Annotated in this window: 16 protein-coding genes and 1 tRNA gene; 14 read left to right on the top strand and 3 right to left on the bottom strand. The window is 62.1% G+C overall.

Translation table 11 applies throughout. The annotated features are described in order from the left end of the window. Positions 1-65 precede the first annotated feature (65 nt). From ABR989_RS02795 to ccrA, 3 genes are all read right to left on the bottom strand, one after another. On the bottom strand, positions 66-1,883 hold the full coding sequence (locus ABR989_RS02795) for an ArnT family glycosyltransferase (protein WP_428125597.1): 1,818 nt from the start codon (positions 1,881-1,883) through the stop codon (positions 66-68). Positions 1,884-1,953: 70 nt separating this feature from the next. Beyond that, a complete protein-coding gene (locus tag ABR989_RS02790; protein WP_428125596.1) occupies positions 1,954-4,821 on the bottom strand; it encodes an FAD-binding and (Fe-S)-binding domain-containing protein in 2,868 nt (955 codons plus the stop codon). 61 nt (positions 4,822-4,882) lie between these two features. Then, complete coding sequence (ccrA, locus tag ABR989_RS02785; protein WP_428125594.1) at positions 4,883-6,136, bottom strand: crotonyl-CoA carboxylase/reductase; 1,254 nt, start codon at positions 6,134-6,136, stop codon at positions 4,883-4,885. A gap of 1,034 nt (positions 6,137-7,170) precedes the next feature. Between ccrA and ABR989_RS02780 the strand changes: the two genes are divergently transcribed. The 14 genes from ABR989_RS02780 (at position 7,171) to budA (ending at position 22,072) form a co-directional block, all read left to right on the top strand. After that, on the top strand, positions 7,171-7,641 hold the full coding sequence (locus ABR989_RS02780; protein ID WP_428125593.1) for a MaoC family dehydratase: 471 nt from the start codon (positions 7,171-7,173) through the stop codon (positions 7,639-7,641). A gap of 9 nt (positions 7,642-7,650) precedes the next feature. Beyond that, on the top strand, positions 7,651-8,817 hold the full coding sequence (locus tag ABR989_RS02775; RefSeq protein WP_428125592.1) for an acyl-CoA dehydrogenase family protein: 1,167 nt from the start codon (positions 7,651-7,653) through the stop codon (positions 8,815-8,817). A 20-nt stretch (positions 8,818-8,837) separates the two neighbouring features. Next, positions 8,838-9,320 carry a MaoC family dehydratase gene (locus ABR989_RS02770; RefSeq protein WP_428125591.1) on the top strand — a complete coding sequence of 161 codons (483 nt, stop codon included), beginning with the start codon at positions 8,838-8,840 and terminating at the stop codon, positions 9,318-9,320. Positions 9,321-9,357: 37 nt separating this feature from the next. Then, entirely contained in the window at positions 9,358-10,395 is a 1,038-nt protein-coding gene (locus tag ABR989_RS02765; protein WP_428125590.1) for an HpcH/HpaI aldolase/citrate lyase family protein, read from the top strand. Positions 10,396-10,484: 89 nt separating this feature from the next. Then, positions 10,485-10,562 (top strand) — tRNA-Asp (locus ABR989_RS02760). Positions 10,563-10,601: 39 nt separating this feature from the next. Beyond that, the gene (rplM, locus tag ABR989_RS02755) at positions 10,602-11,048 is read left to right on the top strand and encodes a 50S ribosomal protein L13 (protein WP_428125589.1); all 447 of its coding nucleotides are present in this window, start codon (positions 10,602-10,604) and stop codon (positions 11,046-11,048) included. A 38-nt stretch (positions 11,049-11,086) separates the two neighbouring features. Then, positions 11,087-11,485, top strand: coding sequence for a 30S ribosomal protein S9 (gene rpsI, locus ABR989_RS02750; protein ID WP_423949603.1), 399 nt, complete (start codon positions 11,087-11,089; stop codon positions 11,483-11,485). Positions 11,486-11,665: 180 nt separating this feature from the next. Further along, on the top strand, positions 11,666-12,460 hold the full coding sequence (locus ABR989_RS02745) for a FecR family protein (RefSeq protein WP_428125587.1): 795 nt from the start codon (positions 11,666-11,668) through the stop codon (positions 12,458-12,460). A gap of 18 nt (positions 12,461-12,478) precedes the next feature. Further along, positions 12,479-13,252 carry a hypothetical protein gene (locus tag ABR989_RS02740; protein WP_428125585.1) on the top strand — a complete coding sequence of 258 codons (774 nt, stop codon included), beginning with the start codon at positions 12,479-12,481 and terminating at the stop codon, positions 13,250-13,252. Positions 13,253-13,360: 108 nt separating this feature from the next. Next, positions 13,361-15,586 carry a CHASE2 domain-containing protein gene (locus tag ABR989_RS02735; protein ID WP_428125583.1) on the top strand — a complete coding sequence of 742 codons (2,226 nt, stop codon included), beginning with the start codon at positions 13,361-13,363 and terminating at the stop codon, positions 15,584-15,586. A gap of 75 nt (positions 15,587-15,661) precedes the next feature. Next, the gene (gene argC / locus ABR989_RS02730; protein WP_428125582.1) at positions 15,662-16,717 is read left to right on the top strand and encodes an N-acetyl-gamma-glutamyl-phosphate reductase; all 1,056 of its coding nucleotides are present in this window, start codon (positions 15,662-15,664) and stop codon (positions 16,715-16,717) included. 176 nt (positions 16,718-16,893) lie between these two features. Further along, positions 16,894-20,079 (top strand): efflux RND transporter permease subunit, encoded by a 3,186-nt coding sequence (locus ABR989_RS02725; RefSeq protein ID WP_428125580.1) that lies wholly within the window; start codon positions 16,894-16,896, stop codon positions 20,077-20,079. A gap of 3 nt (positions 20,080-20,082) precedes the next feature. Next, positions 20,083-21,228, top strand: coding sequence for an efflux RND transporter periplasmic adaptor subunit (locus ABR989_RS02720; protein WP_428125579.1), 1,146 nt, complete (start codon positions 20,083-20,085; stop codon positions 21,226-21,228). A 10-nt stretch (positions 21,229-21,238) separates the two neighbouring features. Beyond that, positions 21,239-22,072 carry an acetolactate decarboxylase gene (gene budA / locus ABR989_RS02715; RefSeq protein WP_428125578.1) on the top strand — a complete coding sequence of 278 codons (834 nt, stop codon included), beginning with the start codon at positions 21,239-21,241 and terminating at the stop codon, positions 22,070-22,072.

Genomic DNA, 22,072 nt, shown 5'->3' with positions numbered 1-22,072 from the left:
TGTCTATTTTCGATGCTGCCCAAGCCTCAACATGGAATGGCGGCGATGTCATCGGACCACGCATATCACTTCCGCTCAATCATCAGCACGCGCGCGCCATGGCGATCGACTGCCGCGGATTGCGCGATGGGATTGAGGCACGCCTTCTGCTCCGGTGCGAGACGTTTCAAATGATCCTGCCACAGGATGAAGTACCCGTTCGCCCCTTCCTTGGTGCATTGAAAATTGTTCAGCGATCCGATCGTGTGGTCCGAGTAGAATTCGAGATCGCAGTCGAGCTGCCCGATGTAGTCGACTGGACTTCCCGCGGGCGCTGCCGCATCGACGACCTTCGCGAACGCCTTCAGTGTCTGTTCCGACGCGAGTGCGGGATTGAGGAATCCATACCAGAAGAGCGTACCTGCGATCGCGATAAGCGCGACGCCGAGTGACTGTGCGGTCGCGCGGCCGCGCACGACCGACGTAAGCGCTACGGCGCCGCCCAGAATCCATAACGTCGCCACAAGAATCACGCCGAATGATCCACGCAACGTCGCCGCGGCAAGCACCTCGAGAAAACGCTGGTCGGTGGGATGCAGGTGCTCGCCGACAGACGCGACGGCGCCTGACAGAATCAGTGCACCCATCGCGACGGTGATCGCAATTGCGCCCGCGCCGATCGCGATCGACGCCCAATCAAATAGTCGCCGCGCAAGATCCGATTCGCGCGATCGGCCGGCGACGTCGGCCAGGAACCATCCCATCACCGCGGCAAGCGCGGGAAACAGCGGCAGGATGTACACTGGGCACTTGCTTGCAGAAATCGTGAAGAAGCCAAGCACCGCGATGAACCAGCACAGCGCGAACCTCACTGGCGGCGCCGTGCGCGCGGACTCCCGCCATATGACGATCGCAAGCGCGGGATAGAAGAGGCTCCATGGGAGAAAGCCCGCGATCAGTCGCGGGATGAAATAGTAGAAGGGTTTGTGGCATTCCGCGGCCACCCCAACTGCGGCGCCGAGGAAGCGTCCGAAAAACCCATGCGCGATTTGCAATGCGAAGAATTGATGGCCTCCCACGTCTAGTGCGGCGAGATACCATGCCGCGCCGATTGCGACTGCGCCGCCGAATGTAGCGATCAAGTCGGGACGGAAGAGTTCGCGCGCGCGGCGCTCAATCGTGAAGAAAATCGCCAGTGTCAGGCCGGGCAAGATCACACCGATCGGGCCCTTGGTGAGAATCGCCGCACTCATGGCAAGGGCGGCGGCCCCGGCCAATAGCGCCCTCCTCCGGCTGCCGACACGCTCAGGCGTGTAGTCAGCCGAGCCATTCCAGTGTGGGTCGGCGGCGCTCGGCGAACGCGGGGACGGTGAGAAAGCACGCTCGAGGCAAACCATCGCCGTGGTCAGGAACATCATCAAGAGCGCATCCATTCGCGGCTGGCGCGCGGCATCGGCGACATATGCCGCGGTTAGCAGGGCCGGCATCGACCACAATGCCGCCCTGCGCCCAATCGATGACGCCATCCACGCATAGAGGACGGCGACGGTGAGCGCGACCGCGAGAATTGACGGCGCGCGCAGCGCGACCTCGCGCCATCCCAACACGTCCACGGCTAGCGCCGCTGTCCACCAGTACATCGGCGGAACGTGGACCAGTGTCCCCGGGCTGAAATGTGGCAGAATGACGCTGCCCGCGAGAACGTCGCGAACCGCGCCGCATTCGCATACGCCGAGTTCTTTGGTGAAGGGAGCGGTGGGCGCGAGCGCAAGAATGAACGCGAGCGAGGCTGCGAATGCGGCCGCGGCTTGGATCGCGAGGCGCCTGCCGCTTTCCCGGCGGGGCGCCGCCCTTTTGCAGGCGCCCGTCCCCGCACACTTCGAGATGGTGATTCCCAGCCGCATCTTTCTGGACTCCTCGGTCCGACGAGGCTATCGGAGCCGCCGGCATTTCGCCTATCGGCGCTTTCCCCTCTTATCCGCCAGTCGGTAGGTTCAGCACCTCCGCCAGATGCATCGGGCGCCGCGACGGACAGAAATGGCGAATCTGCGAGCGGCACGAAAACCCGTCGGCGACGATGATCGCCTCTGGCGGCGCCTTTTCGATCGCCGGAATCAAAACTCTCGCGCCGATCGCTTTCGATACTTCGAAATGCTCGCGGTCGTAGCCGAACGCTCCCGCCATCCCGCAACATCCCGCGTCGAGCACCTCGAGTTCCGCGCCGGCCGCGCGTGACAGCAGCATGACCTCGTCGCCGATTCCCGCGATTGCCTTCTGATGACAGTGCCCCTGCACGATTGTCGGCTTGCGCAGCTCGGGCGGCGCGAAATTCTGCCCCTCGCGGACAAGCAACTCGTCGAGCAGCAATGAATTCGACGCGAGCGCGATGGCCCGGGCGTCGTCGGGGAACAACGACGGCAACTCGTCGCGAAAAGTCAGGATACAACTCGGCTCCAGTCCAACGATCGGAATACCCACCGCGACGAATGGATCGAGCGCTTCCATCACGTCATTCAGGCGCGCCTTCGCCTGCTCCAGCATCCCCTGATCATAGAGCGGGCGGCCGCAGCATAGCTGATGGCGCGGAATGATCACGCGAAATCCGGCCCGCTCCAGGACTTCAACCGCGGCGATTGCGACGTGCGGCTCGAAAAAGTTGTTGAAGGTGTCGGGAAACAGCACGACTTCGCGTCCGCCTGCTCTGGGAGCCGCCCTGCGCTCGAACCATGAGCGGAAGGTCCGCCGCGCAAAACGCGGCAATTCACGCTGCGGATGAATCGCGAGCGCTTTTTTCATGACGCCGCCCACAATCGGCGCGTGCGCCAGGGCGTTGACCAGCGACGGCGCGTACGACGCGAGCCGCGCGGCTTCGCTTAGTCTGCCGAAGAACGCCGACGAAAGCGGACGGCGATGACTTCGATAGTAGTTGAAGAAAAATTCCGCGCGGTACGCCGCCATATCCACCGACGACGGACACTCGCTTTTGCATCCTTTGCACGACAGACACAATTCCAGCGCGTCCCGCACCGCCGGATCGGCGAAACCCTCGGGCAGCAGGTCGGTGGTCAAAGCCTCGAACAGGATCCGCGCGCGTCCGCGGGTCGAATGGATTTCCTCGCGCGTCGCCATGTACGACGGGCACATCGTGCCCGCCTCGGTCTTTCGGCATTTTCCGATCCCGACGCATCTGAGCGCCGCACCCGCCAGTCCGCCTTCGGCTCTGAAGTTGAAGTGCGTGGCGATTTCGCGCGGCCGATAGTTCGCGCCCAGCTTCAGGTGCGAGTCGAGCGGATGCGGATCGACAATCACGCCCGGGTTCATCATCGAATCGGGATCGAAGATTCGCTTGAAATCGCGGAACGCGTCGATCAGCTCGGGCCGGAACATCATCGGCAGCAACTCGGAGCGCGCCAGCCCGTCGCCGTGCTCGCCCGAGAGCGAACCGCCCAGACTCGCGACGAGACCGCCGAGATCGATCATCGCCGCACGGAACGTCGCGATTCCCGGTGCGCTGGCCAAATCGAAATTGACGCGCGCGTGAACGCATCCTTCGCCAAAATGTCCGTAGTAGGTCGCCACTCTGAGGTTGTGGCTGGTGAGGATGCGATCGAAGCCGCGCAGAAACGCGCCGAGCCTGGCCGGAGGCACCGCTGAGTCTTCGGCGCCCGGCCAACTGCGCGGGCGGCCCGGGATGAACGCGCTCGAGCCGAGCCCCGACTCGCGAATCTGCCAGACCGCGGCCTGCTCCCGCGCGTCGGCAAGGTAAGTGGCGCCGGTGCATTCGCGCAGCCCGCGCGCCTGCGCGATCACGCGTTCCCCGCGCTCGCGCGCTTCGCCCTGCGATTCGCCGCCCAGCTCGACGAGCAGAAAAGCGCGCCCGGCGGGGAGAAATCGCACGCCCGGCATCGCCTTGATGCGCGCGAACTCGGGAAGATTCTCATCGAAGCCTTCCAGCGCTTCGGGGCGATGCTCGAGCAGCCACGGCGTTTGATCCGCCGCGACGAATACGTCGTCGAATCCGAGCACGACCAGCCCAACTTCGTGCGGGCGCGGCACCGCTCGTATTGTCGCGCGGATGACTGCGGCGAGCGTGCCCTCCGAGCCAACGATTGCGCGGGCTAGGTTGAAGCCCCGCTCCGGCATCAGCTCGTCCAGGTTGTACCCCGAGACGCGGCGCGGAAGCTTGGGGAAATGAGCGCGCACGGAATCGGCGGATCGGTCGCGAAGTTCGCGGATGCGCGAGTAAAGCTCGCCTTCGCGGCCGCCGCGCGCGATTGCCGCGCCAATTTCCGCGTCGGCAATCGAACCGGTCAACGAAAGTTGCGTTCCGTCGTAGAGGATGACTTCCAGCGCCTCGACGTTATCGACGGTCTTGCCGTATGCCGCCGAATGCGCACCGCACGAGTTATTGCCAATCATCCCGCCGACGGTGCATCGATCTTTCGTCGATGGATCGGGCGCGAAGAACAGGCCGTGCGCTGCGAGCGCGGCGTTGAGATGGCTCTGGATCACGCCGGGTTCGACCTGCGCGACGCGCGCGCCGGGCTCGATCGCGATCACTCGATTCATGTACTTCGAGAAATCGAGCACGAGCGCGGCGTTGCACGCCTGGCCGGCGAGGCTGGTGCCGCCGCCGCGCGCAAGAATCGGCATCGAGTTTTCGCGTGCGATCGAAAGCGCCGCAGTCACGTCGCCTTCGTGTCGCGGAATCACCACGCCCACCGGCGCCTGGCGATAGTTCGATGCGTCGGTCGCGTATGCCGCGCGAGTGCCGGCGTCGAAGCGGACTTCGCCTTCGACCTGGCGCGCGAGTTCGAGCTTTACCGAATCGAGCGTAGCCATCGTGGTGGCCCGATTGTAGTCGAGGATCGGATGCGCGGAATAGCGCGCCGGCGATTTCGCGTTACAGCCGGAGATCCTTCAGGCTAAGCCTCGGTGCGCCGACCAGCGCCACCATCTTGCCCTCCGGCGCGCGATTTTCATGCATCGCCTGGTGGCATTCCGGAATCTCGTCGAATTGGTAGGTCTTGGCGACGCATGGATCGATCTTGCCGTCGAGCACGAGCTGATTGAAGGCGTAGGCCTGCTCGTCGTTGGCGAAATGCGAGCCCTGCAGCCGCTTCTGCCGCATCCACAAGTAGCGCAGGTCCACCACCGCGTTGTAGCCGGTGGTGCCGGCGCAGATCACGACCATTCCGCCCGTGTCGCACACGAACACGGAAGTTGAAATGGTGTCTTCGCCGGGATGCTCGAATACGATGCGCGGATTTTTCCGCTCGCCCACGACGTCCCAGATCGCTTTGCCGAACGCGCGGCATTCCGCGGCCCACTTGTTGTACACCGCGGTATCCTTCCAATGCGGCATCATGCCCCAATGCAGATGCTTTTTCCGATTGACGCAACCCTTGGCGCCGAGCTTGACGCAGTAATCGATTTTGCGATCGTCGCCGACGACGCCGACCGGAATTCCGCCTTCGGCCTTGACGATCTGAATCGCCATGCATCCGAGGCCGCCCGACGCGCCCCAAATCAGGACCACGTCGCCGCGCCGCACGACGTGCGGCGGCCATCCCATCAGCATCCGGTACGCGGTTGCGCCCACCAGCGTCGGGCCCGCTGCTTCTTCCCAGGTGAGATGCTTCGCCTTGGGCATGCACTGATGCGCCTGCACGCGCGCGAACTGTGCGAAGCTTCCCCAGTTGGTTTCGTAACCCCAAATCTTGAACGACGGGTCGTACATCGGATCCTCGCCGCGGCGGATTGACGGCGAGTTGCGGTCCCAAACGCCGCAATGTATCACCACCCGGTCGCCGACCTTGACGTTGCTCACGTCGTGGCCGACTGCATAGACGATTCCCGACGCGTCGCTGCCGCCGATATGAAAATCCGAATGATCGTACTTGGCTTTCTGGCGCGCGCCGATCACGTCCACCGGCGAGCCGAGCGCCGCCCACACGTTGTTGAAATTCACGCCCGCCGCCATCACGAAAACCAGCACTTCGTCGGCGCGGATTTCCGGCACCGCGATCTTCTCGATCTTGAACGCGTGCTTGGGGTCGCCGAATCGGTCCGCGCGGATTACCTGCGCGTACATCTGCTTCGGCACGTGCCCGATTGGGGGCACCTGGCCGATCTCGTAAATTTCTTTATGGCTCATTTCAATTTTTAGTTTGTTACCAGCGGGGCGATACTCCACGACGAGCGGCAGTCTCGGTTAGCTCCAGTCCTGGTTCGAGGTTTCGGTCAAAACGCGCGCCGGAATTAGCTACCTGTTTGCCGCAGATTTGACAATACTTATCTTTTAGAGGTTGGGGAACCGCCTTCCTGTCATTCTTAGCGAAGCGAAGAATGACAAAAGAGGGTTTCCGAAATACTAGAATACCGTGGGAATTCTAAATTTGTTGGTTACTTCGCGAACCTGCTCGTACCGCACAACTTCGACGTAGGATGGCAGCTCGTTCCGATACCGGTTTTCGCTGCAAAAAGCTAAGCTCTCGTACGGTTCCCGCTTCCGAGCATCGAAATGGCAATAGATATGGGGTAAGGGATAGTATTCGTCTCCCTGCCAGTCGACATTCTCGATATTTTCGTAGGGTATTCGTCCGACTAGAAGGAGGTTTATATCCCCGTTCTCGCCCGACTTGTAGTTAATGTATCGCCATTCATCAGGATGATCAGTTCGCTTCAATTCTTCCCATCTCAGTCCAACAAGAATTCCTTTGTGGTAAGTCCCCACTAAGTCGCTCCGGAACCAAGGTGATATACCGTTCGCTTTGTCATTCACGTCTGGGTAATGGTCAATCCGTCTAACGTCTCGGATAATAGCGTCGCGACGAAATCGATTCGCGTGCCTCCTCCAGATCTCTCTTTCGAACGTCGACTTCCATTGTTGTCTTCGCGCTAAGATTTCTTCAGGAGTCGCGGTTCTGCGACGTCCTCGAAGTGCGCGCCAGAGGTCCTTTGATACAGTGTAGACTAGGCTGAACGAAGATGCCGACTCCAACATCAATGATTCGCCTCCAATGGGAACGGCGCCAAATCGACATGCCGATTATACCAATAGCGCGGGAACGAAACGAACACTCCTGCGATCGGTTGACCCATAGCCGTTAATTCCATAAAAAACTGATTCGGCCTCGGGACTTTTCGCGATTCAACGATCACGGGGAAAAGGCAGTTTTAGTAACTCACATGGCGGTGCGCAAAATCGAGCATGGTCACTACTTCGAGGACTTCGAGGTCGGCCATCTTTTCAAGCATCATTGGGGACGCACCATAACCGAGGGCGACAATAGCTTCTTCTCCAGCGTCACGATGAACTTCAACCCGAGCTACTTCAATCGCGAGTACGCGCAGAGCCTCGGCTACAAGAACGTCGTCGTCAATCACATGCTGGTGATGAACGTGGTGTTCGGGCTTTCGGTCGAGGATCTGAGCGAACGCGCGATCGCCCATCTCGGCTACGAGAAAATGAAGTGGCACGAGACGGTTTATCCCGGCGACACGATTACCTCCGAGTCGATCGTGCTCTCCAAGCGCGACACTTCGCGGCCCGATCGCGGCGTCGTCAAGTTCCGCACCACCGGCTACAACCAACGCGGCGAAAAGGTGCTCGAGTACGAGCGGCCGGTCCTGATACGCAAGCGCAACCCTCCCGCGTAGGAGCACACGATGCCTCTGGTCACGCCTGAGCATGAATTTATCCGGCGCTCGGTCCGCGAGTTCGTCGAGGCCGAGATCAAGCCCATCGCCAACGACCTCGATCGCGAGAACAAGGAAATCCCCGAACACATCCTCAAGCAGATGGCCGAGCTTGGCTACTTCGGCGTGATCTTTCCCGCCGAAGAAGGCGGCATGGGGCTTGATTACATCTCGATGGCGATCGTCACCGAGGAGTTGTCGCGCGGATGGCTCAGCGTCGGCTCGGTGATGACGCGCAACATCATCACCGGCACTCTGATCAGCGCCAACGGCACGCCCGAGCAGAAGAAGAAATTCCTCCCGCCGATCGCACGCGGCGAGATTCTGACCGCGGCGGCATTCACCGAGCCCGATTCGGGCAGCGACACGGCGTCGTTCAAAACGCGCGCGGTCAAACAGGGCGACGGCTATCTGATCACGGGCGCGAAGATGTGGTGCACGTTCGCCAATCGCGCGCATATGCTGACCGTGATGACGCGGACCGACCCCGACATCTCCAAGCGGCACAAGGGACTGTCGCTGATCCTGTTCGAGAAGCAGCCGGGCGACGACTTCATGCCGCCGACTTTGACCGGCTCGCCGATTCCCACCATCGGCTACCACGGGATGCGCAGTTACGCGCTGCAGTTCGACGACGCCTACGCACCCGCGGCGAATCTGATTGGCGGCCGGGAAGGGCAGGGATTCTACCAATTGATGGCGAGTTACGAGGCGGCGCGAATCCAGACCGCCGCGCGCGGCGTCGGCGTCGCGCAGGCGGCGTTCGAATGCGCGGTCAAGTATGCCAAAGACCGCAAGCAGTTCGGCCAGCCGATCGGCGACTTCCAGGTGATCAGGCACAAGCTGGCGCACATGGCCGTCGAGATCGAGGCCGCGCGGCAGCTTTGCTACTTCGCCGCCGCCGAAAAAGACACCGGCAAGCGATGCGACTACGAGGCCGGACTGGCCAAGGCGTTCGCCGCCGAGATGGCCGAGCGGGTCACGCGCGAAGCGATGCAGGTGCATGGCGGCTACGGATACTCGATGGAGTTCGAGGCGCAGCGCTTCTGGCGCGACGCGCGCGTGCTGTCGATCTTCGAGGGCACCAGCGAGATTCAGTACGAGGTCATCGGCCGGCGTATCATGGAGCAGAACTGACCAGGGGGGCGCATCGCGCTATGAGCATCACCAACGACGGCAGCTACTTCGAGGATTTTACGGTCGGCGACACGCTGATCCATCAGCGCGGCCGCACGATCACGGAGGCCGACAATCACATCTTCACTTCGCTGGTGATGAACACGGCCGAGCTGCACTTCAACCAGGACTTGATCGACAAGAATCCGGGCGCCTACGTCGGCGGCAAGCTGCTGGTGTACGGCGGCGTCGTGCTGGCGTTCACGGTCGGGCTCGCGTCGGAGGATACCAGCGAGAACGCGATCGCCGAAGTCGAGATGGACAACGGCAAGCATACCAACCCGGTCTTTCATGGCGACACGATTTACGCCGAATCGACCGTGCTCGAGAAGCGCGATGCGGACCGGCCCGACGCGGGACTGGTGAAGTTCAAACTGGTTGGCAAGAAACCCGACGGCACCGTGGTCGTCGAAATCGAGCGGACGGTTTTGGTCAAACGCAAGCTGCACTACCTTCAGCCCTGAGCGGCCGAAGTGAAATTCTCCAGGAGAGAATCAATCGATGTACGTATTGGATAAAGGCGCACGTTTCGTAATTCCGCGCACCGAGCTGACCTATCCGGGCCACAACATGAAGCTGCATGTCACTGCCGCCGACGCGGTGAAAGCGCCGGTCGATCACGTGATGGCGGACTTCGAAGACGCGTGCCCGTATGAGTTCAAGGGCGACAAGAGCCGCAAAGTGATGGTCGAGGCGCTCAACACGCTCGACTTCGGCAAGAAGGTCGTCACAGTGCGGCCCAACAATATCCATTCGAAGTTCTTCAAGGGCGACATGGAGGCCGTCGTGCTTGGCGCGCCCAATCGCTTCCACGGCATCATGCTGCCGAAGACGCGCGGGCCGGAGGAAATTCGCGAGGTGTCGAAGCTGCTCGACGATCTCGAAAAGCGCGGCGGATGGAACTACCGGCTTCAGATCGAGTCGCTCATCGAGACGCCGCACGCGCTGATCAAGGCGTACGAAATCGCGACCGCGTCGGATCGGATGTGCGGGCTGGTGTTCGGCATTGCCGACTACGCCGCAAATCTCGGCATCCGCGAGATCGTCGAGAATCAGAATCAGAATTTTCACTACTCCAAGCAGGCGGTGGTGGTCGCGGCCAAGGCCGCCGGGCTGCACGCGATCGACAACGTCTATCTGCGGCTGTGGCGCAACACGGATTCACCCGAGCGCGTCAAGGAACTGCAGGCGGCCCTGCGCGAGAAGAACGTCGGCGCCGCGAACCTCGGGATGGACGGCACCTGGGTGATACATCCGCAGCAGGCGGAGATCGCCAACGCGTGCTATACTCCGAGCGCCGATCAGGTCGAGGAGGCGCGCCGCGTGATCAAGCTCTACCACGAGAAGGGCGGCGGCTCGATGGCCGACCCCAAATCGGGCGAGATGATCGACGAGGCGACGATCAAAATCGGCCTGATGGATCTCGCCAAGGGGGCGCAGGCCGGGATGGTGTCGGACACGGAGCTTCGGGATTGGTCGGCGAAGAGCCGCGAGATCACCGGCTACGACATCCTAGAGCTCATGCGCCGCGTCGCGTAGCGCCGGGAAATTTCAGCGCGAAGTCCGCGCAACTGCGCAATGCGTTGTTGCTACGCGGGCTGGAAAATGTAACAAAGGATGGTTGCGGCGGGGTCGTAGTTCAGCCCGGTTAGAACGCCGGCCTGTCACGTCGGAAGTCGTGGGTTCAAATCCCATCGGCCCCGCCAAAATTAACGTTTTTTTACTTTTCACCTAGGTGCACGAACTTGAAGCTAACCGAACAAACCCGCAGCATCTCGCGCGAGAACGGGCTGCGCGACCGCAAGTGGGTAGTGATCGATGCAAGCGAGCGAGCGCTCGGACGAGTGGCGTCGCGCGCGGCGAGCCTGCTGACCGGCAAGACGCGGCCCGATTACACTCCCAACCAGGATACCGGCGATTTCGTCGTTATCATCAACGCCGCCAAGGTTCGCCTGACGGGATCGAAATTGCAGAGCAAGCTGTATCATCGCCATACGGAATGGCCGGGCGGAATCCGCACGACGTCGGCAGGCAAGATGCTCGAAGCCAGGCCCGAGCGGCTGCTCGAAATTGCGGTGAAGGGGATGCTGCCGAAGAATCGACTCGGCCATCAGATTTTCAACAAGCTCAAGGTTTATCGCGGCGCCGAGCATCCGCACGCAGCGCAGAAGCCCAAAAGCGTAAGCGTATAATCCGGACCGTCAGCGTTTAACAAGGCACAGATCGTCACATGGCAGAAAAGAAAAACATCATCTGGACTACGGGGCGGCGCAAGACTGCGGTGGCGCGCGTCAGAATGCTGCCCGGCAGCGGCACGATCACGATTAACGAGCGCACGCTCGAGGACTACTTCCCGCGGCCAACGTCGCGAATGCGGATTCTGGAGCCGTTCGAGGCGACGGAGACCGTGGGCCAGTACGATGTGCTGGTGAGCGTGGAGGGTGGCGGAATCGCGGCGCAGGCCGACGCGGTCCGTCACGGGATATCGCGCGCGCTGGTCAGCGCGACCGAGACGCTGCGGCCGACGCTGCGCAAGGGCGGGATGCTGACGCGCGATCCGCGCGAGGTCGAGCGCAAGAAGTACGGGCGTCACAAGGCGCGCAAGCGGCCGCAATACTCCAAGCGTTAGGGACCATCGAATCGAATCCGCGCGCGGGCGCCAACAATTCAATTTGAGATGACCGGGGCGTGAGCGATGCTCGCGCCCTTTTCATTTGTGCTGCTGTTACAAGTACTTACAGGCGGCGGTTGACAAATCATTGCGTGGACAAATACAAGAAGAGCGCCAGCAGTAAAGGAGCGTCATTAGATGCGTCGAAACCGAAGTCAGTATAGCGCCGTGTTTGGTGCGGAGCTTTTGCTCATAGGCGCGCTGGTGCTTGCGGTATCTGGGCCGGCGCTGGCGCAGACGGCAGCGGGATCTTTCTCTTCGGTGAGCGGTGAAGTCCAGATTCAGCGCGCCGGCGCGACAATCGGAGCAGCGCCAGGAGTCGGGGTGGATGTAGGCGATCGAATCGTGACCGGCGCCAGCGGGCACGCGGTTATCGTGCTCAACGATCAGAGCCGGCTCGAGCTGGACGCCGTCAGCAGCATCACGCTCGATCAGTTCACGATTACCGGCGGAGCCACTTCGACGCGCGTGAGTTTGTTTTCGGGAGTCCTGCGATCGCTGGTAAACGCTGCATCGGGCGGCGCACCGGCAAATTACCAGGTGCATACTCCCAACGCGGTCGCGGCAGTGCGAGGCACGAAGTTCGATACCGCGTACACCGGGAATGTAATCAGGTCCGGTTACCAGGGATGCGAACGATATACTGACGTCTCCGTCTATCAAGGGACCGTCAACCTGTCGCCTATTGCGACTCCCAACGCGGGCGAGGATATCAGTTCGGGCTACGAGGCGACGCTGCCGTGCGACAAACCTCCGACGACTCCCGGACCGTTGGCGATGACCGGTGCAAACTCGCTCGGCAGCGCGCACGCGGGAGGCGGCGGCGGTGGCGGCGGTGGCGTGTTCACGGGAACGGTGGCGGGATCGAGCGGTGCACCGCCGCCGGCATGTCCGGTGCCGCCGGTATGTCCGGCCTGTGTACGAGCTCGATAGAGGGGGAGGTGAGAGGTGGTGAAGAATCGAATTCCCCGCGTTAGCATGACGGCCGCACTCGCGTTCGCAGTGGCGTTGAGCGCGCTCGCGGTCGCGCCGTCAGCACATGCGCAATGGTTTGAGGACACGTATCCGGGATTCTTCTCCCTCCAAGCGCCGGGACTTCTCCAGGCGACCGCCTTCGCCGGCGGCTTCGTCAGCGACAAATATGGCGTCCTTCAGGAGGGCACGCAGGTCGAGCAAAGCGTCACGCCGTACATCGGGGTCTTCGGCCGCGCGACCGGCTACCAAATGTGGATCGGCGGCGGCTTCGAGAGCCCCCTTGCGCCGGGCAGCGGCAGTTTTCCGCGCCTCAACTTCGGCCGCTTCCAGGGCGGCCTCGATTTCACACTGTTCCCGGGGACGCATCTTTACGTCTCGGGCGGCCACGATGTGGCGGATAGCGACGCCAGCGTGGTCGAGGGCGATTTCTCGAGCTGGATATTTCTGCACAGTCAGCATCCGCTCAACGGATCTTTCAGCTCGGTGCATGATTTCCAGAATGGCGTGACCAGCACCGAAATGGATCTGCAGGCAATCCTGCTCTCGACCGAACACTACATGATCATAGCCGGTGTCGGCGGCGCGATGTACAACGGCGGCTTCCTGGCCTACGCGCAGGGCCAGGGTGGACCGGATCTCGGCTTTTACTACCGGCCGTGGCAGCTTGGCGTGAGCGCGCAGGCGGGCTATGGCAACGCTCATCAGTACGGCGAGATCAGCGTGTACAAGCAGCTCAGCTGGTTCGAGTAGGCGCGACCTTTCACGCGCATGCGCAAACCGCGCGTGATGGATGCTCGCGGCGTCGGCAAGCGCGGTTAGCGGGGCCCGCGCCGTCGAGCTAAGCTCGAATCGGTAACGATGGCGAGCGCAAAACCGTCACACACGGCTCTCAGATTCTCGTGGCGCACCTTCCTGTTCGGGATCGTGCTGCTGGGTTTGATGTTCGCCGCCCACGACCGCTTCCACAGCGCATTCGAGCGGATGGACCTGATCGCGTACGACTTTCGAATCAATACCATCGCTCCCCATCCGTCCTCGGGCCTGGTCGCGATCGCCATGATCGACGACCGGAGTATCGCGCAGCTTGGGCAATGGCCGTGGCCGCGGCTCGTGCTCGCCCGGCTGGTCGATGCGCTCAAGGACTACAAGGTCAAGGTCATAGGATTCGATGCGATCTTCAGCGAAGCCGACAAGAGCGATGTAACGCGCGGGGAGATAGGCGAAAAGCTCGCGGGACTTGGCCTCAAGCAGGATGCGATCGGCGAGGTCCTGGGTCCCGGCAACGACGCGGCATTTGCCGCCGCGATGAAATCGCAGGGCCTGACCGTGCTTGGCTACGCATTCCAGAGCCATCAATCCCAGGGTCATTTGGGAAGCGTCAAAACGGTCGGGTACCTCGACAAGATTCGACCGCCTGAGCCGTTCGGTTATGCAATCGTACGACAGGCACCGGGCAAGCCTCCCGATTTGATTCAGGCGCAGGCGTATCAGCCTCCCTACGTGCTGCTCGACGATGCCGCCCACTCGCTCGGATACTTCGACGTTGACGCGGACGCCGACGGTGAAATCCGCAGCGAGATGACGGTAATCCGCTTCGACGGCCGCTACTGTGCGCCGCTGTTTATCGCCGTCGCCGACGCGTATGCGGGCGGCGCGCCGATGGTATTGGGACTCAATCCCAACGGCGTGTCGGGAGTGTCGGTCGGCGGTGAGCGGATACCGGTCGATGACAACGGCCTGATGCTGGTGAATTTCCGGCGCGGCGCCAATCCATTCCCGCACTACTCCATCTCGGACATCATCAATGGCAGGATTGCGCCGGAGCAACTGGCGGGAAAGATTGTCCTGGTCGGCGCGACCGCTCACGGACTTGGCGATCGCGGCGTGACGCCCATCAACCCTGACATGCCACGCGTCGAGATCCACGCCAACGCGATCGACAACATGATTCAGGGCGACTTCATTCGGCGCCCGATCGAGGCGCGGGGAATAGCGCTTGGCGCCGCGATCCTGATCGGTATTGTGATGTCGCTCGGCGTCGCGTGGATGTCCGCGCTGTCGTCGGCGGCGTTGGGCGTGATCCTGCTGGTCGGCTACTACGCTTACGCTCAGACGCGACTGCTTCACGACGGTCTTGTGATCGGGGTCGTTTTCCCCATCCTCACCGCGATTCTCATGTACATGTTTTTGGCCGGATATCGGTACATCACCGAAGGACGCGAAAAGCACCACTTGCGCGTCGCCTTCGAGCATTACCTGCATCCCGACGTGATCTCGGCGGTGCTGGACCAGCGCGACGGTCTCAAACTCGGCGGTGAGCGCCGCCACATGAGCATCCTGTTCGCCGATATCGTGAACTACACCGGGCTCTCCGAGCGCACAGACCCGGTGGCGCTCGTGGCGCTGTTGAACGATTACATGACCAAGATGACCGACCACATCATGGAGAGCGGCGGCGTCGTGGACAAAATTCGCGGCGATGGCATCATGGCGTTCTGGGGGGCGCCGCTGGAGGTGGCGAATCACGCGCGCGCAGCGATCGACAGCGGGCTTGCGATGCTCGCGGAGCTGGAAGCGATGCGCAAGCATGACCCTCGCTTCGCCGAAATTGACATCGGCGTGGGAATTGCGACCGGTGACGCGATCGTCGGCAACTTCGGCGGCGAACGGCGTTTCGACTACTCGGTTATCGGCGATACCGTCAACCTGGCATCGCGGCTGGAGGGGCTGACGCGCCAGTTCAAGGTGCATCTGCTGGTCAGTCTGCATACCTACACCGAAGCCGGCGCCGGTTTCGTCGGGCGCGAGCTCGGACTGGTGAAGGTCAAGGGAAAAGAGCGCCTGGTGGCGATCGTCGACGTAGCCGGGCGCGACAACGACAGCGTCGATCCGGCATTCTACCGCCGCTTCGACAGCGCACTGAAGATGATTCGGCATGGTGCGGCGCAGACCGCGGTCGACGAGCTTAAGCGCTTGGGCGAGGAGCGGCCCCACGACACTCCGGTGCGGATGTACCTGGACAGGCTCGGCGCCGATCCGGACCATCCGCCGGCCGAAATGGTTTTCGAGTTCGACACCAAGTAACTGGCTCGGCGTGCGCAATCATGCTAGGTGAGTTGCGTCGATAGGAATTCGCAAAGGAGCATTGAGATTCGCCAAGTGGCTACGCACGACAAGGTCAAGGTGGCGGTGGTCGGCGCCTCGGGATACTCGGGTATCGAGGCGGTCCGCATCCTCGCCAGCCACCCGTTCGTCGAGTTGAGCGTGCTCACCTCCGAGCATTACGCCGGGCGCGAGGTCGCCGATGTTTACCGTCACATGGCCGGCGTCGACCTGCCGCCGTTCGAGGAATTGCGCCCCGACCTGGTCCAGGGCCGCGCCGAGGTCGTGCTCTCGTGCCTGCCCGAGACGGCCGGCGCCGCGCATACCGCTGAACTAATCAAGGCCGGCCTCAAGGTAGTGGACCTGTCGGCGGATTTCCGGTTCAAGGATGCGGCGCAGTTCCGCGCCACTTACGGCGTCGATCATCCCGCGCCGCAACTCCTCAAGGAGGCGGTTTACGGGCTGAGCGAATTCCATCGCCATGAGCTTCGCGAGGCGCGCCTGGTTGCCACCCCCGGATGCTTTCCGACCGGCGCGCTGCTCGCGCTGCTGCCGCTCATAAGGCGCGACTTGATCGAGCCGTCCTCGATAATCATCGACGCGAAGTCGGGCACGACGGGCGCGCGCCGGGCTGCGTCGATCGAGCAGCTGTTTGCCGAAGTCAACGAGAATTTCCGCGCCTACAAGGTCGGCAACCACCGCCACGTCCCCGAGATGGAGCAGGAAATCTCCGCCGCGCTCGGCCGCGACATCGCGCTGCTGTTCGTGCCGCATCTGCTGCCGATCACGCGCGGTCTTCTCAGTTCGATCTTCATGCGCCCGCGCGCCGGCACGACCGAGGGCGACGTTCACGCCGCCTTCGAGGCCAGCTTTGCCAAGTCGCGGTTCGTGCGAATCCTCAAGCCGGGAGAACTGCCCGAACTGCGCAACGTGCGCGCCACCAATTTCTGCGAGTTGGCGTTCATCCTCGATCGACGCAGCGAAACCCTGCTCGTGATAACCGCGATCGACAACCTCGGCAAAGGCGCCTCGGGTCAGGCGGTGCAGAACATGAACCTGATGCTCGGTTACGACGAGGCTGCCGGCCTGCTCGCCGCCGCCCCAGTGCCATAAAGCCCGCGCGCCCGTCGCCCCGTTCGCGCCACTGACTATACGGAATCCTCCGTTCATTCCCTGCAAACTTGCCTTGCTCGACGCCGTCCAATATTTTGAAAATTGCACTCGCTGATTATGTGTTATCGTCGATGACCGCGAACCTAACCAGTTAACTACGGTCTTCGGCACACCTTATGTGGATCGTCCGCCTCGCGCTTCGCCGGCCGCTCTCAGTCGCGGTGATGGCGCTGCTGATGCTCGTCCTCGGCGTGCTCAGCTTCGGCCTCATGAACGTGGACATCTTCCCGTCGATCGATCTGCCGGTCGTCATGGTGGTCTGGAATTACCCGGGTCTGTCAGCTTTCGACGTCGAGCGCCGCATGGTCTTCATCTCCGAGCGCGCTTACTCGACCACCGTCAACGGCATCGAGCACATCGAATCCGAATCGATCAACGGCATCGGGCTCCTCAAAGTCTATTTCTATCCCGGCACCGACGTCGGCGGCGCGATCGCGCAGATGAACTCGGTGTCTCAGAGCATCCTGAGCAACCTGCCGCGCGGTATTCAGCCCCCGCAGATCATTTCGTACAACGCCAGCAACGTTCCGGTCGCGCAGCTCAACGTTTACAGCGACGTTCTTTCTACCAACAAACTCTTCGACTACGGACTCAACTTCATCCGGATCCAGCTCTTCACGATTCCCGGCTTTTCCTCGCCCGCTCCCCTCGGCGGCGTCAGCCGCTCGGTGATGGTCAACCTCGATCCCTCCGCGCTCTACGCCAACGGGCTTTCCGCCTTCGACGTCGGCAACGCACTCGCCTCGACCAACGTCGTCATCCCGTCGGGCACCGCCAAGATGGGGAATTACGAATATAACATCGACTTGAACATGTCGGTGCCCAAAGTCTCCGATTTCAACAACCTGCCGATCAAGTACGTCAATGGCGCGCCCGTTTTCCTCGGTGACGTTGCTCCCGTCACCGACTCGCATCAGCCCGAAACCAACGTCGTGCGCTTCAATGGACAGCAGGCCACCTATCTGCTCGTCGTCAAGCACGCCGATGCTTCCACGCTGACCGTCGTCGACGCGGTCAAGAAAAAGCTGCCCGACATCCGCGCCACTGCGCCCAAGGGTTTGAACGTGATGCTCACGTTCGACCAGTCGCAATTCGTTCGCGCCGCGCTGCGCGACGTCGTGCAGGAGGCCGTCACCGCCGCGCTGCTGGTCGCGATCATGGTGCTGCTGTTCCTCGGCTCGCCGCGCAGCATGATCATCGTCATCACCTCGATTCCGCTGTCGATTCTGACCGCCATCGTCGGTCTCAAGCTCACCGGACAGACGATCAACACGATGACGCTGGGCGGGATCGCGCTGGCGGTCGGGATGCTGGTGGACGACGCGACCGTCGAAGTCGAAAACATCCATCGCAACCATGCGATGCACAAGCCGCTGCTGGTCGCGATTCTCGACGGCGCCTCGCAGATCGCCGGGCCGACCTTTGTCGGCACGCTCGCCATCTGCATCGTCTTTTTTCCGGTCGTGCTGCTGACCGGAGTCGCGAAATTCCTGTTTACCCCGCTCGCGCTGGCGGTCGTTTTCGCGATGCTCACGTCGTATCTGCTCTCGCGCACCCTGGTCCCCACCATGGCGCGTCTTCTGCTCCCCGAAGAGCACGAGGAAAACCTGGGCGACGGCCGCTGGGCCCGCGTCGTCCGCGCTTTCGACGCCCGCTTCGAGCAGGTCAAGCATTCGTATCGCTTCGCACTCGCCAAGTTCATCGCGCGCCGAAATTTCTCGCTGACCTGCGTCGCCATCCTGATTCTGACTTCGTTGGCGATGCTGTTGGTGGTCGGCGAAGATTTCTTCCCCCGCATCGACGCCGGCATGATGAGCTTGCACTTGCGGATGCCGACCGGAACCCGCGTCGAACACACCGAGTTCATGGTGGACAATATCGAGCGCACGATTCGTACCGTCATCCCTGCCGATGAGCTGCAAGGCATCAGCGACAACATCGGTCTCCCGCTCTCGTACGACTTGGCGTTCTATCACACTGATTCGATTGGGCCGCAGGATGCCGACCTGCTGATCCAGTTGAAGCCCGACCATCAGCCCACCGCCATCTACCAGGATAAGATTCGCGGCCTGCTCAAGCGCCAATATCCAAACGTCACCGCCTACTTTCAGGCCGCCGACATCGTCAGCCAGGTGCTCAACTTCGGCCTGCCCGCGGCTATCGATGCGCAGATTAACGGCAACAACCTCGAGGCCGACTACGACATTGCACTGCGCCTGCAGGATCGGATGAGGCTGATCCCCGGCGTCAGCGATCTCAGAATAGCCGAGCCGCAGGACTATCCGACCTTCGGCGTGAACGTCGATCGCGACAAGGCGCTCGAACTCGGCATCACGCAGCAAGAGGTCGCCTCGAGCATGCTCTCCACGCTCTCCGGCGCCATGCTGTTGCAGCCCAACTTCTGGCTCGATCCGAAATCGGGCGTCAACTACAGCGTCGTGTCGCAGGCGCCGCAGCATCTGATCGACTCTGTCGCCACGCTGTCGAACATACCGCTGAGCACTCCCCCTTCGGCCACTGGGACGCAGGGCCAGCCCCAGTTGCTAGGCAACCTCGGCACGATCACCCACGGATGGGATCCCGCGGTCGTCGCGCATTACACGGTGCAGCGCGTGATCGACGTCGATGCGGCCGTCGAAGGCCGCGATCTCGGCAGCGTCACCTCCGCCGTGCAGCGCGAGATCAACAACCTCGGCAAGTTGCCCGCCGGCACTCACGTCGTCATCCGCGGCCAGAGCCAGGCGATGCACGACTCGTTCCTCACCCTTGGCGAGGGACTGATCCTGGCCATCGTCCTCGTGTACCTGCTCATGGTCGCAAACTTTCAATCGTGGCTCGAGCCTTTCATCATCATGATGGCGGTGCCGGGCGCGCTGGCCGGCGTGCTCTGGATGCTCGCGATAACGGGTACGACCATCAACGTCGAATCGCTGATGGGCGCGATCATGGCCGTCGGTGTCGGCGTCGCCAACGGCAACCTGCTGATCACTTTCGCCAACGAGCTGCGCGAGGAAGGCTATAGTCCGCTCGCCGCCGCCATCGAGGCCGGCCGCATCCGCTTCCGCCCGATCATCATGACCGCGCTCGCGATGATTCTCGGGATGCTCCCGATGGCGCTTTCACTCGGCTCGGGTTCCGAGCAGAATGCTCCGCTCGGGCGCGCCGTAATCGGTGGACTGTTCGCGGCGACGATGATGACCTTGTTCGTCGTGCCGGCCGTGTATTCGATCTTCAGCCGCAGCCTGATCGGCAAGCATCAGCGCGACGCTGAGGTCGAAGCAATCAACCTGCCAGGCGCATAGTATATGTCCGAGATGGAAGAAGATCCGCGCAACTTCAGCGTGCCCGCCCCCGGAAAGGCTTTCTTTGCCGGATGGGTCGCCGTCATTGTGATCGCACTGGTCGCGACCGCCGGTCTGGTGCTCGCCCGCGAGCTATGGATCGGCCGCCAAACGTCGGAACTCGAGCACGAAAACGAAGCCGGTCCGCACGTGCTGGTTGCCGACGTTTCGCTCGCTCCGCCAACGCGCGATCTGAAACTGCCGGCCACCATTCGCGGCTTCGACGAGACCGATATATACGCAAAAGTTCCCGGCTACCTGAAGGAAATCAAGGTCGATAAGGGCGACCGCGTCCGCAAGGGCCAACTCATCGCAGTCCTTACGTCGCCCGAACTCGATCAACAGGTCGCCAACGCGCGCGCCAACTACAACCTCGCCGTCGTCACCGACAAGCGTAACCAGGCCTTGCTGCGGGCAGCCGTCATCGCGCAGCAGGCGGCCGATGAATCCCACGCCGCGATGCTGCAAGCCAAAGCTACCCTCGAACAGGACATCGCCAACCAGGCCTACGAGACGATCACGGCGCCTTTCGACGGTATCGTTACCGCACGCTACATCGATCCCGGCCACCTCGTGCCCGCGAACACGACCCCCGGCACACCCGGCGAGGGAGCGATCATCGGTATCTCCCGGTTGGCCCCCCTGCGCGTGTTCACGTACGTGCCCCAGAACATCGCCCCGTTCATCAAGAACGGCGATCCAGCGACGATTACCGCCGCCGGCTACCCCGGCCAAAAGTTCACCGGCACCATCACGCGCCATCCCGACGCGCTGTCCCCCGACACGCGCACGATGCTGGTCGAGGTCGATCTCGCCAACGAAAATCAGGCGCTCTATCCCGGAATGTACGCGACAGCCGAGTTCACGGTTAAAATGGGCGCCGGATCCCCGATGGTCCCCGACGACGCACTCGTGTTCCGCGACGGCAAGGTCTATGTGCCCGTAGTCCGCAATAACCAGTTGCACCTCGCCGAGGTGACGCTAGGCTACGACAACGGGCAGATGGTCGAGGTCATCAGCGGTATCAACCAGACCGACAAGGTGGCAGTCAACGTAGGCCAAGCAGCCCGCGACGGCGAAAACGTCCAACCCGTAGCCAACACCAAGTAGCACTCTCGCCGTGACTCAACACCTCACGCTCCGCGTCCATTTGCCGCCAGCGCTCGCGCGCCAGCTCGGCGCTCGGCGAAAACAGACCGGACAAAGCCTGTCCGCGATCATCGTGCAGGCGCTCGAGCGACTACTCGGCGACGAAGATCAGACCGTATTTCAAACCTCGACCGTAAACGCCCTGATGGAAGGTGCATCGACCGGCGACATGACGATGGGCGAGCTGAAGACTCACGGTGATTTCGGTCTGGGCACGTTCGACGGGCTCGACGGCGAGATGATCGAGCTCGACGGCAAGGTCTTCCAGGTGCGCGCCGACGGCCACGCACATCCGGTCGAGGATTCGACGCGCACACCATTTGCAACTGTGAGTTTTTTCAAGGCCGACGAGAGCGCGCGGCTCAATCGCCCCTGCGATCAGGCTGAAATGCTCGCGACGGTCGCCGCGATGCTGCCCTCGCAGAACATCTTCCATGCGCTCAGGATCGAAGGGCGCTTCGACTACGTGAAGACTCGAGCAGTCGCCAAACAGGACAAATCAGTCGGCCTCGAACAGGCCGCGCGCGAAGAACCGGTCTTCGAGTTTCACGACGTCGAAGGAACCATCGTCGGATTCTTCACGCCGGACTATCTGCGCGGCGTCAATGTGCCCGGCTATCATTTGCATTTCATCACCGCCGATCGCTCGGCCGGCGGCCACATGCTCGATTGCCGGGTTGCGGACGTGACGATCAAGATTCATCACACGCCGGAATTCGAACTCGGCACGCCCGGCACCGAGGAATTCCTTAAAGCCGATCTCTCCCGCGACCACACCGCCGCCATCGCGAAAATCGAACGCTAG

The organism is Binatus soli (SeqCode) (assembly GCF_050015535.1).
Lineage (GTDB): Bacteria > Desulfobacterota > Binatia > Binatales > Binataceae > Binatus > Binatus soli.
Note: the sequence above shows the minus strand (reverse complement) of the source record. Positions and strands in the feature narration are given on the sequence as shown.

What these genes read in the sequence shown, in the direction of transcription:
- ABR989_RS02795 (WP_428125597.1), bottom strand. Translation starts at nt 1,883, where the DNA reads ATGCGGCTGGGAATCACCATCTCGAAGTGTGCGGGGACGGGCGCCTGC.
- ABR989_RS02790 (WP_428125596.1), bottom strand. Translation starts at nt 4,821, where the DNA reads ATGGCTACGCTCGATTCGGTAAAGCTCGAACTCGCGCGCCAGGTCGAA.
- ccrA (WP_428125594.1), bottom strand. Translation starts at nt 6,136, where the DNA reads ATGAGCCATAAAGAAATTTACGAGATCGGCCAGGTGCCCCCAATCGGG.
- ABR989_RS02780 (WP_428125593.1), top strand. Translation starts at nt 7,171, where the DNA reads ATGGCGGTGCGCAAAATCGAGCATGGTCACTACTTCGAGGACTTCGAG.
- ABR989_RS02775 (WP_428125592.1), top strand. Translation starts at nt 7,651, where the DNA reads ATGCCTCTGGTCACGCCTGAGCATGAATTTATCCGGCGCTCGGTCCGC.
- ABR989_RS02770 (WP_428125591.1), top strand. Translation starts at nt 8,838, where the DNA reads ATGAGCATCACCAACGACGGCAGCTACTTCGAGGATTTTACGGTCGGC.
- ABR989_RS02765 (WP_428125590.1), top strand. Translation starts at nt 9,358, where the DNA reads ATGTACGTATTGGATAAAGGCGCACGTTTCGTAATTCCGCGCACCGAG.
- rpsI (WP_423949603.1), top strand. Translation starts at nt 11,087, where the DNA reads ATGGCAGAAAAGAAAAACATCATCTGGACTACGGGGCGGCGCAAGACT.
- ABR989_RS02745 (WP_428125587.1), top strand. Translation starts at nt 11,666, where the DNA reads ATGCGTCGAAACCGAAGTCAGTATAGCGCCGTGTTTGGTGCGGAGCTT.
- ABR989_RS02735 (WP_428125583.1), top strand. Translation starts at nt 13,361, where the DNA reads ATGGCGAGCGCAAAACCGTCACACACGGCTCTCAGATTCTCGTGGCGC.
- ABR989_RS02725 (WP_428125580.1), top strand. Translation starts at nt 16,894, where the DNA reads ATGTGGATCGTCCGCCTCGCGCTTCGCCGGCCGCTCTCAGTCGCGGTG.
- ABR989_RS02720 (WP_428125579.1), top strand. Translation starts at nt 20,083, where the DNA reads ATGTCCGAGATGGAAGAAGATCCGCGCAACTTCAGCGTGCCCGCCCCC.